Genomic DNA, 14,685 nt, shown 5'->3' with positions numbered 1-14,685 from the left:
CTCCCCCAAATGGGTTGGAGAAGCGATGCAGCGACGTCAGTCGCTGACGGAAACGCCCATGTTGCGGGCGGTGCCTTCGATGATCCGCATGGCGGACTCAACGCTGGTGCAGTTGAGGTCGGGGAGCTTGGTCTTGGCGATTTCCTCGAGCTGAGCACGAGTGATCGATCCAACATTGCCCTTGGCGGACTCACCGGATCCCTTTTGGATCTTTGCGGCCTTGGTGATCAGCACCGAAGCCGGGGGTGTCTTGGTGATGAAGGTGAAGCTGCGGTCTTCGAAGACCGAAATCTCCACCGGAATCACATAACCGGCTTTGTCCTGCGTCCGAGCGTTGTACTCCTTGCAGAACATCATGATGTTCACACCGTGCTGACCGAGGGCAGGGCCCACCGGCGGCGCGGGGTTTGCTTTGCCGGCATCTAGGGCCAGCTTGATCACAGCTACGACTTTCTTGGCCATCGGCTGGGGTGTTTGGACAGCTGCGGATCACCAGACCCTCGGGTCGAGTGCGGCGGAATGGTTGCCCATTCCCAAGGCCGCCCTCCGCAGGGAGACGGCCGCCGCCAGGTCAGTTTTGTTTGCTGATCTGAGAGAACTCCAGTTCCACCGGGGTCTCTCGACCAAAAATGGAGAGCAGAGCCTTGAGCTTGTTGCGCTCCCCGGACACCTCGATCACCTCGCCTTGGAAGTCCTTGAACGGACCAGCGGTCACCAGGATCTGATCGCCTTCGGTGAGATCCACCTTGACGACAGTCTTCTTCTCGGCAGCGCGCTTGAAGATGCGATCCACCTCAGAGCGGCTGAGGGGACGAGGCTTGATATGACCACGGGCCTTACCGGTGGCACGCCGGTCTTCAGCACCGACGAAATTGATCACGTTCGGGGTGCTTCGCACCGCCATCATTGTGTCCTCATCCAGCACCATCCGGACCAGTACATAACCGGGAAACACCTTCTCTTCAGTGGACTGACGGGTGCCGTCCTTCTTCAGCTTGACGGCAGGCGTCTGAGGAATCTCGATTTCAAGAATTCGGTTGCTCACCCCCAGGGTTACGGCTCGCTGCTCAAGGGTGGCCTTGACCTTCTTCTCGCAACTGGAAGCCACCTGAACGGCATACCAACGGGCGATCGCCGTATTAGCGACAGCGGCCGCAGGCAGAGTGCCGTCTTCCCCCTCATTCAGGGCTGGCAGATCAAGCACCTCAGGGGCGTCCGGTGTGGTCAGGTCTTCGGGCACGGCGAGAAAGGTGATATCGAGTCAGCGGAACACCTGGGACGAAGCCCACCCAAAGAAGCGACTCACAGCCGCGATGGTGGCGGCCGAAAGGCTGACCATCAGAATCACAGCGATAGATTCGCTGAATAGTTGCTGGCGGCTGGGCCAGACCACGAGTTTCAGCTCATCAACCGTGTCCGCCAGAAAACCACCGGATTTGGTGGAATCGGCAGCGGCCTTGGAGCCGTCAGAAGTGGTGGTGTCCTCAGAGATGGGGCTGGTCACGGGGATGGGACCGGAAGTTGACAACGGTGCCGGTAGGCACTTCGCCAAACAGATACCTTACCGGATGCCCTCAAACCTTCACCGGAGCGAACACCAGGGCATCCGTGCCGGCCTCCCCCAGCCGCACCGTCACTCCACTGGCTCCAGCAAAGCGCTCCTCAAGCAACAGGGTGGAGAGCGGATTTTCCAATTGACGCCGCAACACCCGACGCAGGGGGCGCGCCCCGTACTCCGGTTCGTGGCCCTGACGGGCCATGGCCTCGGCAACAGCATCGGCAACCTGAAGGGCAAGACCCTGCTCGGCCAACAGAGCAGCGAGATCCTTCAGTTGCAGCTGAACAATCCGCACCAGATCGGAGACCTCCAAGGGACGGAAACGAATCACCTCATCGATGCGGTTGAGGAATTCAGGCCGGAACTGGCTGGAGAGCGCTGCATCCACCTTCTGTTGCAGAGCTGACTCATCCGTGGATCCTGAGCGGGCATGTTCAAGGATCGCCGGGCTGGCCAAATTGCTGGTCATCACAACCACGGTGTGGCGGAAATCGACAGTGCGGCCTTGGGAATCGGTGAGCCGGCCGTCATCCAGCACCTGCAGCAGCAGGTTGAACACATCGGGATGGGCCTTCTCCACTTCATCAAGGAGAAGCACCGCATAGGGACGACGGCGCACGGCCTCGGTGAGTTGCCCCCCTTCCTCATAGCCGACGTAGCCGGGCGGAGCACCGATGAGCCGAGCCACAGCATTCCGCTCCATGAACTCGCTCATGTCGAGGCGAACCAGCGCGTCCTCTTCATCAAACAGCGACCCCGCCAACGCCTTCGCCAGCTCGGTCTTACCGACACCTGTCGGCCCCAGGAACAGGAACGATCCCACGGGACGACGGGGATCCTTCATGCCGGCCCTGGCCCGGCGGATGGCAGCAGCAACAGCCGTCACAGCCTCGCCCTGACCAATCACCCGTTCAGCGAGATGGGCGTCGAGATCCAGGAGTTTGCGACGCTCGCCTGCCAACAGCCGCTGCACAGGGATCCCGGTCCAACGGGCCACCAGATCCGCGATATCGCCGGCCTCCACCTGCTCGCGCAACAGGGTCGTTCCGGCTGACTGTGCCTCCGCCTGGGACGCCTCCAATTCATCCCGGCGCTGCTGCACCCGATGCAGCTGGTCGTACTGCAGGCGGGCTGCTTCCTCAAGGTCACCATCCCGCTCGGCTTCAGCGATGGCATGACGCAGGTCTTCGTCCTGCTGAAGCAGCTGGCCGAGCTCCTCAAGCTGACCGCGCTCCTCCTGCCAGCGCCGCCGCAGATCGTCTAGTCGCGTGGACACCTCAAGCCGGTTGCGCTGGAGCTGAATCCGCTCCGCTTCAGGGGCCTGCTCAGCGGCGAGCAGGGCCAGTTCAACGCGGCGCAGATCCGCCTCGGCCTCCTCCACCACCTGCGGCTTGGAGGTGACCTCCATCTTCAGTTGCGCCGCTGCCTCATCGATCAGATCAATGGCTTTGTCCGGCAGGCAGCGATCGCTGATGTAGCGGTCGGCGAGACGGTTGGCGGCCTGAATGGCCTCATCGGTGATGCTGACGCCGTGGTGCAGCTCGTAGCGCTCCTTCAAGCCGCGCAGAATTTCGAGGCTCAGCTCGAGATCCGGCTCCCGAATCACCACCTGCTGGAAGCGGCGGTTGAGGGCCGGATCCTTTTCCACGGTGAGCCTGTAATCCTCCGGCGTGGTGGCACCGATGCAGCGCAGATCTCCGCGGGCTAGAGCTGGCTTCAACAGGCTGCCGGCATCGGTGCTGCTGCGATCACTACCGACAACGGTGTGCAGCTCATCGATGAACAACACCACACCGGAATCAGAACCACTCACCTCCTCGAGCACCGAGCGCAGGCGTTCCTCGAACTGACCGCGGAACTTGGCACCGGCGATCAAAGCCCCGAGATCCAGCGCCACCAGACGCAGACCCTGCAGCGACTCCGGCACTTCACCCGCCACGATCCGCTGCGCCAGCAGCTCCGCAATCGCTGTTTTGCCAACACCGGGTTCACCAATGAGCACCGGATTGTTCTTGCTCCGGCGCGAGAGCACCTTGATCAGATTGCGAATTTCAGAATCGCGACCGATCACCGGATCCAGGCTGCCTGCTTCCGCCTCTTCGGTGAGATCCCGCCCATAGGACTCCAGGGCCGTGGGGGGCTCTTGCAACGGGGCCTCAAAGGCAGGCGGCTGGGGGGCGACAGGCTCTGGCTCGCGCACCGCACGGGAGGAGGACGGAACTCGCGCCACCCGTTCACGACGGGGCGCTGCTTGCGGAACCTCTGGCTGAGACCGCGGCATCGACCGCTGCTGGGTTGGAGCTGGAACCCCAGCAACTCGATCATCCATGCCGCGTTGGATCAGCTGCTCCAGGGCATCCGCGGACAGACCAAAGCCGGCAAACAGATCAGCACCGATCCGAGGGTCGGCACCGATGGCCATCAGCACTTCCGGCAGATCGATGACTTCTCCATTCCAGCGCCGACGGATGGCATCAGCCGAATCGAGCAGCTGTTCCAGGTCATCACCGATGAAGAGCTCAGCGCCTCGCCCCGAGGGCTGATCGGCCAGCACATCCTCCAAGCGATCCAAGAGCGCATCGATGGGGAGGGGCAAGCGCTCCACCAGGCGGCGGCAGGCGGGATCGGTGAACAGCACCTGGATCAGGTGCTCCACGTCCAACTGCTCATGGCGCCAGCGACGGGCGACGTCCTGACCACTCAGCAGCAGATCCCAGGCCGCGTCGCTGAAGCGATCCGGCTCATGGGTGAGGCTGCCGTTCAACGCTGGCGATGAAGTCATCCGGTTCTTCAGGCGTGGGCTTTGGAGGACATCTCGATCAATTCCACCTTGTAGCGATCCGGATCCTCAACGAAGGCGATGACGGTGGTGCCGTGCTTCATCGGACCAGGTTCCCGCACCACACGACCACCCTTGTCGGTAATGCCGGCGCAGGTGTTGTGGATGTCCTCCACACCCAGCGCGATGTGGCCATAGGCATCACCCAGTGTGTAGCTGTCGGTGTCCCAGTTGTGGGTGAGTTCCAGGACGGTATGGTCTTTCTCCGACCCGTAGCCAACAAAGGCCAAGGTGAAGCGGCCGCTGGGGTAGTCCTTTCGACGCAGAAGCTGCATGCCCAGGACCTCGGTGTAGAAGACCAGAGACCGCTCCAGATCCGCGACCCGGAGCATGGTGTGAAGCATCCGCATGGGTGAGCGTTGTGCAGATTGAACCTGACGTCATTCTGGCCAGGTATGACCCGTCACAACAGGGGAGAGAGGGGCGACCCATAGGATCCCAGGGTTAAGCGTCCGTCCCAACGTGATCGATTCCCTCGACCTCGTCATCGACACAATCGTGGCCCGAGAGGTGCTCGATTCCCGCGGCAACCCAACAGTTGAAGCCGAGGTGCTGCTCGAAGGAGGTGCCATGGGACGGGCCATCGTTCCCAGTGGTGCCAGCACCGGTGCCCACGAAGCCCACGAGCTGCGTGATGGAGGCGACCGCTACATGGGCAAGGGCGTGGGCCAAGCCGTGAATCACATCGAAGAGCGGATCGCACCAGCCCTCTGTGGTCTTTCTGCCCTGGATCAGGCGGCTGTGGACGCCGCGATGCTGGAGCTGGATGGAAGCGACAACAAATCCAACCTCGGAGCCAACGCGATCCTGGCGGTGAGCATGGCCACCGCCCGCGCTGCTGCCAACGGGCTGGGCATTCCCCTCTACCGCTATCTCGGCGGCCCGATGGCCAACCTGCTGCCGGTGCCGTTGATGAACGTGATCAACGGTGGCGCCCATGCCGCCAACAGCCTGGACTTCCAGGAATTCATGCTGGTCCCCCACGGCGCTCCGAGCTTCCGCGAAGCACTGCGGATGGGCACAGAGGTGTTCCACACACTCAAGAAACTGCTCAGCGACAAGGGCATGAGCACCGCCGTGGGCGATGAAGGCGGCTTCGCGCCTGATCTGGGCAATGTGGAAGCCGGCGAAATCTTGGTGGAAGCGATCAGCAAAGCGGGCTACAAGCCCGGCGAACAGATCTCCCTGGCCCTGGACGTGGCCAGCACCGAATTCTTCGAGAACGGCCGTTATGCCTTTGATGGCGGCAGCTACACCAGCGCCGAGATGGTGGGCCAACTCGAGCAACTGGTGGATAAATTCCCGATCGTTTCGATCGAGGACGGCCTGGCGGAAGACGACTGGGATGGCTGGAAGCTGCTGACCGAACGCCTCGGTGGCAAGGTGCAGCTGGTGGGTGACGACCTGTTCGTCACCAACACCAAGCGTCTGCAGCAGGGCATCGACAGCGCCACGGCCAACTCGATCCTGATCAAGGTGAACCAGATCGGTTCGCTCACCGAAACCCTTCAGGCCATCGACCTGGCAGGCCGCTCCGGCTACACCAGTGTGATCAGTCACCGCAGTGGCGAAACCGAAGACACCACAATCGCCGACCTCTCTGTCGCCACCCGCGCCGGACAGATCAAGACCGGCTCCCTCAGCCGCAGCGAGCGGGTCGCCAAATACAACCAGCTGCTTCGCATCGAAGACGAACTGGGGAGTCAGGCTGTGTACGCCGGCGCTGTTGGCCAAGGTCCCCGCGGCAAGGCCTGATCTTGGGCCTCATAAGAAAGATTCAACGGTTGGAACCGGGCAACTGCTCCAACCGTTGATCACGACGGATCTTGACCTGCATTCGGAACCAGCCCAAACCCACAGGCAAGGCAGCAGCGGCCGGAAGAATTGACCACAGCGGGCGGGCACTGGCACCAATGATGGCGGTGGCCAAAGCCAGGCATCCGAGCAACACCGATTGACCAATCGATTGCTGAGCCAGGGCCATCCGACGGAACTGCCGATCCGATTCCCCCAAGCGCACCTGGAGCTGTAGGTCACCCTGCTCCAAGCGTTCCAGGCTTTCATCGAGGCGCCGTGGAAAGGCCGCAGCCCGGCTGCTGAGGGCCCCGACTTGACGGCCGAGTTCGTTGAACAGATCGTTGCTGCCGGAGCCGCTGGAGGTCATGAGTGGAAGGAGGTAAGGCTTGGCGATCGCCACCAAGCTAAAAGCGGGATCGAGGCTGCGGCCAACACCCTCAAACGTGGACAGGGCCCGCATCACGAAGATGAGTTCAACCGGCAGGCGAAAGGGCTGGCCATACACCAGGTCGTAAAGATCGCCGGACAGTTTGTCGATCGCGTTGGCCGTAAAAGGTGGAGTGAGGGCCTCCTGCAGCATCAGCCGCACGAGACGGCGAACCGGACCCACATCAATGCCGCCGGAGATCACCCCGGCCGCCTGCATCTCCGCCACCAATGCAGCTGAATCCCTGGCGGCAGCAGCGCGGACCATGGCTCCCAGACGTCGACGCAAGCCGTCTGACAACAGGCCCATCATCCCGAAGTCGTAGTAGATGAGCGCTCCATCACTCGCCACGGCGAGGTTGCCGGGATGGGGGTCGGCATGGAAGAAGCCAAACCGCACCAACTGCTTGAGATAACTGGCAGCACCCACCTCAGCCACCGCAGCCGGATCAATACCGGCTTCGATCAATGCCTCACGGTCGTTGACCTTGATGCCGGGCAGGTAGTCGAGACAAAGCAAACGGCGCGTGCTCAACTCCCAGATCACACCGGGGATCCTGATCCGTTCGTCATCCAGAAATTGCTGACGAAAACGCGCTGCATACTGGGCCTCGACGCGGAAATCGAGCTCACGCAGTAACACACGTCGGCATTCGCGTGCCATCGCCGGCCAATCGCGACCACGCCCCCAACTGGGATTGCGTTGCAGCACAGCCGCCACCTGCTGCATCACCTCAAGATCAAGGCGGAACAGGCGATCGAGCCCAGGCCGCTGCACCTTGAGCACCACCTGCCGGCCACTGCGCAGGCTGGCGCGATGCACCTGGGCCAGCGAGGCAGCGCCCAGAGGCTCGGGATCGAGGTCGATCACCTCGGCACAGCGCTGACCAAGCTCTCGCTCGAGCACGGTTTGCACCTGATCAAAACTGACAGCCGGAACGCTGTCCTGCAGCGCTGCCAGTTCGGCCACCCAACCCGCAGGAAGGATGTCTGGGCGAGCCGAGAGCAGTTGCCCCAGCTTGATGAAGGCGGAACCCAAAGACAGCAGCTCAGCCGTCAACCAGCGAGCTCGCTGTTGCTGACGGAGAGCTCGCCGCTCGGCGGTGACACCACCGCGGTAGGTCCAGGACTGTCCATCCCACCAAAGCAGCAGCAGGAGCGACAGGACAGCGCGCCAGATCCTGAGCGCGCGCAGCAGTCCAAGCATCAGGGGCGTGCCTCGATTGCTTGACTCAGATCAGCCACCGTGGCCCGGAGACGATCAATGACCGCTTGTGGGTTCTCCAACGATTCCGACGACGAAGTCCCATCCGTTCTGACCGTGACCTGATCACCCCGTTCAATCCGTTCCGCTTCGGCACGCACCTCGTCCTGAAACAGATCCCATTCCTGGCGCAGCCGTTGCGGGGTGTCTTGCGCCAAAACCGCCAACTCCGCTGCCGCGTCTGCAAAACCGTGGCCAAGGCGCGCACTGATGCGGTTCACCGTGGCGCGAATCAAGGCCTCCGACGAGCCCATGGACCGATTGCAGACAGCTTCAACTGTGGCAGATCCACCCGGAGATCAGGGCTGAGGCGGGATCACGGGCTCGATGGTTTCAAAAAAGGCTTCAGCTCCCGGAGGCAGCACAGCAGGTTCTGGCTCAGCAACCAAGACCGGTGAATCACCATCAGGGACAACCACAGCAGGCATGACCTCGATGGACTCCTCCGGAACCACCAGGGAATCGGCGTTGCTGTCGTCAAGCTCGGGGTCAATGGTTTGGGGGTCCGACCAGGCTGGGGCCGTCCACACCGGAGGTTCGGGCGTCTGCAGAGCCAGATCGGGTTTGATCGCCTCCTTGACCACTGGCTTGGCCAGTCGGCTCGCGGCCTCGGCGGCCTCCAGGGCTGTGACATCCACTTGCAGCTCTGCATCGTCGTCGCTGAACCGGGACCGGATCTCCTGCAGGGAATCCCCTGGAAACGCGAGCGGGGTGAAGGCCTCAGGGACAGGGTCTTCAGCATTGGTCTGCAGCGTCATCACCCGCTCGGTGATGCCGTAACCAAGGGCAAAACAACAACCAGCCACCAGAGGGCCCACCCAGAAACGAGACTGGGTTTCAACGGGAGCGTCAGGGGAGCTGGTCTTGTCCACGGGTGGGCCTGACGAAGACTCGGATTGTGACAGGGATCCAGAACAGAATCTTCAAGTGGTGTAGTCGGCGTTAATGCGCACGTATTGATCCGAAAGGTCACATCCCCAGGCCTGACCACAGCCGGAACCATCCCCGAGGCAGAGGCGAATAGGAACATGCTCCTGCCGCAGGATGTCGCTGGCTGCAGCGCGATCAAAGGCCACGGGTTGACCGGCCGCCATCAATTGATACTGACCAATCCAAAGAGCAACGGCATCCGGCTCGAAAGACACGCCGGAGCGACCTGCTGCCGCCACGATCCGCCCCCAGTTCGGATCCCGGCCATGGACAGCGGTCTTTACCAAGGACGAGCCGCAAACCGTACGCGCCACCTGCAACGCCGCGGCCTCGTCAATCGCGCCCTCCACCTGCACCTCGATCAAACAGGTGGCCCCTTCACCATCCCGGGCAATGGCCTGGGCGAGCTGCTGCATCGCCTGGGTCAGGCCCTGTTCCAAAACGGCATGGTGCTCTTGGGCCAGCGGTGGGCCTGCCGCAAAGGCCAGCACGGTGTCGTTGGTGCTGGTGTCTCCATCAACAGTGATGGCGTTGAAGGAACGCTGCACCGCGCGTTGCACCATCCCCTGCCAAACACCGGCATCAACACCGGCATCGCAACTGAAAAAGCCCAGCATCGTGGCCATGTCGGGATGAATCATTCCCGAACCCTTGGCCATCCCTCCAATGCGCACCCTGCGCCCCTCCAGCTCCAGTTCAAGTGCCACCTGCTTGTCCACCAGATCGGTAGTGAGGATGGCGTTGGCAGCGGCATCACCACCCGCGTCATCCAGGGCTTCAACCAAAGGAGCCAAGCCAGCCAAGAGGGTCGTCATCGGAATCGGCACACCAATCACGCCTGTGGAGCAGATCAACACCGACTCCGCATCGATGCCGAGCTGATCCGCTAGCACCTGGGTGGCGCGCTGACTGTCAACCAAACCGCGATCCCCGGTGCAGGCATTGGCCTGACCGGAGTTGATCAACACAGCACGGGCCTGGCCGCCATGGCTGACGAGGCGATCGCGGCAGAGATCAACACAGGCCGCCCGCACCACTGAGGTGGTGAAGGTGCCCGCACAAACAGCCGCCTCCGGTGCCAACACCAGCGCCAGATCAGGCTTACCCGAAGGCTTCAGGCCAGCAACGATGCCTGCAGCCTGGAACCCATTCGGTGCCGTCACACCACCCTGGATCGGTTGCCAAGAAGAAGCCATCGCCACCGCTGATCTGCCGCGAGACACTGGATGCATCCTGCTCCGACACCATGGCGCCTGGCGAGCTTTTCTCGCAACGACGCATCGGTCTCACGGGCGGAATTGCAAGCGGCAAGAGCAGCGTGGGCCGTTGGTTAGCCCAACAAGGTCTTCCGGTGTTGGATGCGGATCAATTCGCCCGAGAGGCTCTCGCGCCTGAGCGCCAGGCCACCCACACCGTGCTGCAGCGGTATGGCTCCACGGTCCAGGCCGAGGGAGGCGCGGCCGTCGACCGAGCTGCTCTGGGTCGGATCGTGTTCCAAGACCCCGCTGAGCGTCAGTGGCTCGAGCAACTGATTCACCCGCTCGTTCGGGAGCGCTTCGACCAAGCACTCAGCCTCCATGCCAAAAAGCCAGCCGTCGTGCTGATGATCCCACTGCTATTCGAGGCGGGTTTGGAGTCGCTCTGCAGCGAAATCTGGCTGGTCGACTGCCATGCATCCCAGCAACTCGAGCGCTTGATCGCCAGAGACGGGCTGAGCATTGAAGCCGCTCAAGCCCGCATTGCCGCTCAATGGCCTCTGAGTCGCAAACGCGACTTGGCCGACCACGTTATTACCAATAAAGGCCAACCCGGCGCTTGGCGAGCCCAGGCCGTGGGGCTACTCAACGCAACAGAAAAAGCAAAACCCGACTAGCCGTTACGCCCAAAGTCGGCACGGAACCACTTGGTGATCACCCATTTGTGGCCCACCTCCACCGGCAAGGCCTCATGCAGCGTGAAGGGGTTGGGGGTGCCATCGGCCTGAAGGTTGTTCCAGGCCAACGCCATGCCGGGCACCGGCGTGAACGACCGCCCCAGGCGGCGGAACAGCGTCTCTCCACCCCGCTCCACAGCGTTGAGATAGACCATCACTGTCCAGGTGCGTTGGCCGCCACTGTCGGTGTGGGTGGCGTATTCCTCGGTGCCCGGCGAAAACCAGTCCGTGTGTTCCTTGAAGTACTCGCCGGGGTCGTAGCGCTGCCCCTGAATCGGTTCCGAGAGGCGCGGATCCACGCCGAATAAGGCCGCAAAGCGCTGATCCAGGGTCGCCGCCAGCTGGGGATGGTTCTGACGCAGATGGCAGGTGCGGCTGGTGCGGTAGTCGCTGCTGCCGCGGGTCACCGTCGACGGCTGCAGTGACGCATTGATGGCGTCGATCACTTGCCCGCACTCCTCATGGCTTAGCAGGGCCTGCAGCTCGTACACCTGGGCGAGTGAGGTATCGAGCCGCCAGGCGCGGGGCCGGTGCTCCTTTCGAGTGAGGGGTGACTCAAACCAAGCGAGCCAATCCGGCGTGGACGACTGGAGAACAGCCGCAATCGCCTCTCGCGAAAACCCCTGATCGAGGGCCCGCTGCATCAGCCCCTCAGGATCACAGCCTCTGTCCCTGTTCTGCAGCAACCACCCCTTCCAGGCATCGGGAATGGCTGCCGCTCCACTCATCAACCCTTGAGTTTCTTGCTCAGAATCTGGTTAGCAAGCTTGGGATCAGCTTTACCACCGGTCTTCTTCATCAACTGTCCGACGAAGAAGCCCTGCAGCTTGGTCTTGCCGCCGCGGAAGGCCTCCACCTCATCGGGATGGGCACCCAACAGCTCATCGACGATCGCCTCAATGGCCGCCGGATCGCTGATCATGCCGAGGCCGCGCTCGTCGACGATCGCTTTGGGTGAGCCGCCTTTCTCCAGCAGCTCAGGAAGGATCTCCTTGGCAATCTTTCCGCTGATCTTGCCCCCATCGATCAGTTGAACCATCTCGGCCAACTGCTCAGGCCGGAAGGGCAGTTCGGCATAGCTGAGCCGGTTGCTGTTCACGTGGGCAGCAATGTCTCCGGTGATCCAGTTCGCCGCAAGCTTGGCGTCAGCACCAGCGCCCACAACGGCCTCGAAGTAGTCGGCCATCGGACGCTCATCGGTGAGCACCCGCGCGTCGTACTGGGAGAGGCCCAGATCATCGGCGTAGCGATGGCGTTTGACTGCCGGCAGCTCGGGCAGCTCAGCACGCCAGGACTCCCGCTGATCCACACTCACCTCAATCGGGCCCAGGTCGGGATCCGGGAAGTAGCGGTAATCGCTGGCCCCTTCCTTGCTGCGCATGCTCTTGGTGAGCTGCTTTCCCTCGTCCCAGAGGCGGGTCTCCTGAACGATCGGCTCACCGGTTTCGTAGGCCTTGATCTGACGCTTGATCTCGTACTCACAGGCCTTTTGGATGGCCGAAAACGAGTTCATGTTCTTGATTTCCACCTTCGTCCCGAAAGGCGCATCCGGCCCCCGACGCACGGAGATGTTGACGTCGCAACGCAAGGAACCCTCCTGCATATTGCCGTCGCTCACGCCCAGGTAACGCATGATCCGGCGGATCTCCGAGGCGTATTCCGCAGCCTCGCGACCGGTGCGCAAATCCGGCTTGCTGACGATCTCGGCCAAAGCCACACCAGCGCGGTTGTAATCCACCAAGGAATGGGTGGATCCCGCCAAACGGTCGCTGCCGGCATGCACCAACTTGCCGGCGTCCTCCTCCATGTGAAGACGCTCGATGCCGATCGTCTTCATGTAGGTGTCCTTTCCTTTTTCAGCGACCTCCACCTCGATCCAACCTTCCTCCGCGATCGGCTCGTCGTACTGGGAGATCTGATAGTTCTTCGGGAGATCGGGATAGAAGTACTGCTTGCGGTCGAACTTGCTGTGTTCGGCGATGTTGAGGTTGAGGGCCATCGCCGCCTTCACCGCGTACTCGAGGACCTTCTTGTTGAGCACCGGCAACGTGCCAGGCAGACCGCACACCACCGGGTCGATGTGGGTGTTGGGGTCATCGCCAAAGGTGGTCGAAGCCGCCGTGAAAATTTTGCTGTCCGTTCCCAGCTGCACGTGGGTCTCGAGACCGATCACGGCCTCCCAGGCCGGTTGGGTTGCTGCGTCGGCCATGCGCCCTTGATGTGAAGCAGATCCCGGGATCCTATGGAATCAGGATGAAGCCCTCTCCTGACAGCATGACCAGCAAGGGCCTTTCTCGCGCATGACTGCCGCCTCTGACTCAGCCGTCTGTGTTTTGGGCGGGGGCCTGATGGGCTTGGCCGTTGCTCATCAGCTGGCCCGTCGCGGACAGCGTATGACCGTGATCAGCCGCCGCCGCAGCGAAGCAGCAGGCTTTGTTGCTGCAGGGATGCTGGCACCCCATGCCGAAGGCTTGAGCGGCGAGTTGTTGGAGCTGGGCCAAGCCAGCCTCGAGCTGATCCCTCGTTGGGTGGCACAGATCGAGGGTGACAGCGGCCTGGGTTGCGGCCTGCGCACCAGCGGCATCGTGGTGCCGTTCCGGACAGCGGCCGAGCGGGAGGCTTACCCCACCGCGAGCCTCGGACAAACCTTGGACCGCACCGGGCTGGAGCGGGAAATCCCAGGCTTGGGGCTGGAGTGGAGCACGGGGTTGCTGTTCGAGCAGGACGGCCAGATCGACAACCGCAGGCAATTGATGCGGGCCCTGGAGCGCGCCTGTGTGTCCCTGGGCGTGCAGTTCATGGAAGGGGCCGAGGTGCTTGCTCTGGAGCGGGATTCCACGGGACAGCTCTGCGGCATCCGTCTGCGCAGCGCCGAAGGGGAACAGCAGCAACTGAGCTGCCGGCAGGCGGTGCTCTGCAGTGGCGCCTGGAGCCAACAACTGGTGCCGCAACTGCCGGTGTTCCCAGTAAAAGGCCAGATGCTGTCGCTTCAAGGGCCGCGGGAGGCACTGAAGCGGGTGATCTTCGGCCCCGGCACCTATCTGGTTCCACGTGAAGACGGATTGATCGTGGTGGGAGCCACCAGCGAACGGGGCGCAGGATTTGCTGAAGGCCTCACGCCCGATGGCCAAAAACAACTGCAAACGGGCATCGCCTGCCTGCTGCCAACAGCAGCCAACTGGCCCCCAATGGAGCGTTGGTGGGGGTTCCGGCCTTGCACACCCGACGAAGGCCCCTTGCTCGGCCCTGGTCCACTGCCAGGCCTATGGCTGGCCTGCGGGCATCACCGCAATGGCGTTTTACTCGCTGCCATCACGGCTGAGCTGACGGCGGGCGGAGTCATGAAAAAAGCCCCCAACGCAGCCGAAAAGGCGTTGTTGGAGGCTTTCCGGTGGAACCGATTCGAAAACTGAGCGATCAGCCTTCGACGCGCCACTCCTGATCAGAAGGGGACCAGTCGTTCAGCTCATAGGCTTCAAACCAGAGGCCAATCTCGAAGGCAGCGGTTTCAGCAGCATCGGAACCGTGGATGACATTGCGGCCGATGTTGACGGCCAGATCGCCACGAATGGTGCCGGGCTCGGCTTCGAGGGGCTTGGTGGCACCGATCAGTTTGCGGGCGCTGGCAATGACGCCATCGCCTTCCCACACCATGGCAACCACGGGGCCAGAGGTGATGAAGTCGACCAGGCCAGCAAAGAAGGGACGCTCCTTGTGAACGCCGTAGTGCTGCTCAGCCAGGGCGCGGCTGGGGGTGATCTGCTTCAGACCGACCAGCTTGAATCCCTTGCGCTCAAAGCGGCCGAGGATCTCGCCCACCAGGCCGCGCTGGACGCCGTCGGGCTTGATGGCGATGAACGTGCGTTCGGCCATGGATTTGGTGTGAATAAAAGCGCCGCCATCGTCAGTGCTGGCCACCCCGCTTGGCAAGCACAGGC

Annotated in this window: 15 protein-coding genes; 3 read left to right on the top strand and 12 right to left on the bottom strand. The window is 62.4% G+C overall.

The features are described from left to right. Positions 1-36: 36 nt before the first annotated feature. The 5 genes from rplK to gloA all read right to left on the bottom strand — a co-directional run bounded on the left by rplK (position 37) and on the right by gloA (position 4,747). Positions 37-462 carry a 50S ribosomal protein L11 gene (gene rplK, locus FZX09_RS05570; RefSeq protein ID WP_226400886.1) on the bottom strand — a complete coding sequence of 142 codons (426 nt, stop codon included), beginning with the start codon at positions 460-462 and terminating at the stop codon, positions 37-39. A gap of 109 nt (positions 463-571) precedes the next feature. Beyond that, on the bottom strand, positions 572-1,240 hold the full coding sequence (gene nusG / locus FZX09_RS05565) for a transcription termination/antitermination protein NusG (RefSeq protein ID WP_226400884.1): 669 nt from the start codon (positions 1,238-1,240) through the stop codon (positions 572-574). Between the two features lie 21 nt (positions 1,241-1,261). Continuing rightward, positions 1,262-1,504 carry a preprotein translocase subunit SecE gene (gene secE / locus FZX09_RS05560; RefSeq protein ID WP_006850159.1) on the bottom strand — a complete coding sequence of 81 codons (243 nt, stop codon included), beginning with the start codon at positions 1,502-1,504 and terminating at the stop codon, positions 1,262-1,264. A 70-nt stretch (positions 1,505-1,574) separates the two neighbouring features. After that, entirely contained in the window at positions 1,575-4,340 is a 2,766-nt protein-coding gene (locus tag FZX09_RS05555) for an ATP-dependent Clp protease ATP-binding subunit (protein WP_226400882.1), read from the bottom strand. 8 nt (positions 4,341-4,348) lie between these two features. Then, on the bottom strand, positions 4,349-4,747 hold the full coding sequence (gene gloA, locus FZX09_RS05550) for a lactoylglutathione lyase (protein ID WP_226400880.1): 399 nt from the start codon (positions 4,745-4,747) through the stop codon (positions 4,349-4,351). A gap of 112 nt (positions 4,748-4,859) precedes the next feature. Between gloA and eno the strand changes: the two genes are divergently transcribed. Continuing rightward, positions 4,860-6,152, top strand: a complete 1,293-nt coding sequence (eno, locus tag FZX09_RS05545; protein ID WP_226400878.1) for a phosphopyruvate hydratase — start codon at positions 4,860-4,862, stop codon at positions 6,150-6,152. Positions 6,153-6,174: 22 nt separating this feature from the next. On the opposite strand, the gene FZX09_RS05540 is transcribed toward eno, so the two are convergent. The 4 genes from FZX09_RS05540 to argJ are packed head-to-tail and all read right to left on the bottom strand — an operon-like array spanning position 6,175 to position 10,010. Continuing rightward, on the bottom strand, positions 6,175-7,827 hold the full coding sequence (locus FZX09_RS05540) for an AarF/ABC1/UbiB kinase family protein (RefSeq protein WP_226400876.1): 1,653 nt from the start codon (positions 7,825-7,827) through the stop codon (positions 6,175-6,177). Then, positions 7,827-8,138, bottom strand: a complete 312-nt coding sequence (locus tag FZX09_RS05535) for a hypothetical protein (RefSeq protein ID WP_226400874.1) — start codon at positions 8,136-8,138, stop codon at positions 7,827-7,829. Before FZX09_RS05535 ends, FZX09_RS05540 begins: the two co-directional genes overlap by 1 nt. Before the next feature lie 45 nt (positions 8,139-8,183). Further along, on the bottom strand, positions 8,184-8,756 hold the full coding sequence (locus tag FZX09_RS05530) for a hypothetical protein (protein WP_226400872.1): 573 nt from the start codon (positions 8,754-8,756) through the stop codon (positions 8,184-8,186). Positions 8,757-8,807: 51 nt separating this feature from the next. Then, the gene (argJ, locus tag FZX09_RS05525; RefSeq protein ID WP_226400870.1) at positions 8,808-10,010 is read right to left on the bottom strand and encodes a bifunctional glutamate N-acetyltransferase/amino-acid acetyltransferase ArgJ; all 1,203 of its coding nucleotides are present in this window, start codon (positions 10,008-10,010) and stop codon (positions 8,808-8,810) included. 50 nt (positions 10,011-10,060) lie between these two features. Here argJ and coaE point away from each other — a divergent pair, with 50 nt between their 5' ends. Further along, positions 10,061-10,687 carry a dephospho-CoA kinase gene (gene coaE, locus FZX09_RS05520; protein WP_226400868.1) on the top strand — a complete coding sequence of 209 codons (627 nt, stop codon included), beginning with the start codon at positions 10,061-10,063 and terminating at the stop codon, positions 10,685-10,687. Here coaE and FZX09_RS05515 read toward each other — a convergent pair. Beyond that, positions 10,684-11,475, bottom strand: coding sequence for a 2OG-Fe(II) oxygenase (locus FZX09_RS05515; RefSeq protein ID WP_226400866.1), 792 nt, complete (start codon positions 11,473-11,475; stop codon positions 10,684-10,686). The two genes, coaE and FZX09_RS05515, sit on opposite strands and share 4 nt — an antisense overlap. Further along, positions 11,475-12,956, bottom strand: a complete 1,482-nt coding sequence (gene gatB, locus FZX09_RS05510) for an Asp-tRNA(Asn)/Glu-tRNA(Gln) amidotransferase subunit GatB (protein WP_226400864.1) — start codon at positions 12,954-12,956, stop codon at positions 11,475-11,477. Before gatB ends, FZX09_RS05515 begins: the two co-directional genes overlap by 1 nt. A 91-nt stretch (positions 12,957-13,047) precedes the next feature. Between gatB and FZX09_RS05505 the strand changes: the two genes are divergently transcribed. Continuing rightward, on the top strand, positions 13,048-14,160 hold the full coding sequence (locus FZX09_RS05505; protein ID WP_226400862.1) for an FAD-dependent oxidoreductase: 1,113 nt from the start codon (positions 13,048-13,050) through the stop codon (positions 14,158-14,160). 4 nt (positions 14,161-14,164) lie between these two features. Here the strand turns inward: FZX09_RS05505 and ndk are convergent, their stop codons facing one another. Then, positions 14,165-14,620, bottom strand: a complete 456-nt coding sequence (gene ndk / locus FZX09_RS05500) for a nucleoside-diphosphate kinase (RefSeq protein WP_226401120.1) — start codon at positions 14,618-14,620, stop codon at positions 14,165-14,167. Positions 14,621-14,685 lie beyond the last annotated feature (65 nt).

This window comes from Synechococcus sp. MU1643, assembly GCF_020514095.1.
Lineage (GTDB): Bacteria > Cyanobacteriota > Cyanobacteriia > PCC-6307 > Cyanobiaceae > Parasynechococcus.
The sequence above is the reverse complement of the archived record's forward strand: the minus strand, read 5'-3'. Positions and strand labels throughout refer to the sequence as shown.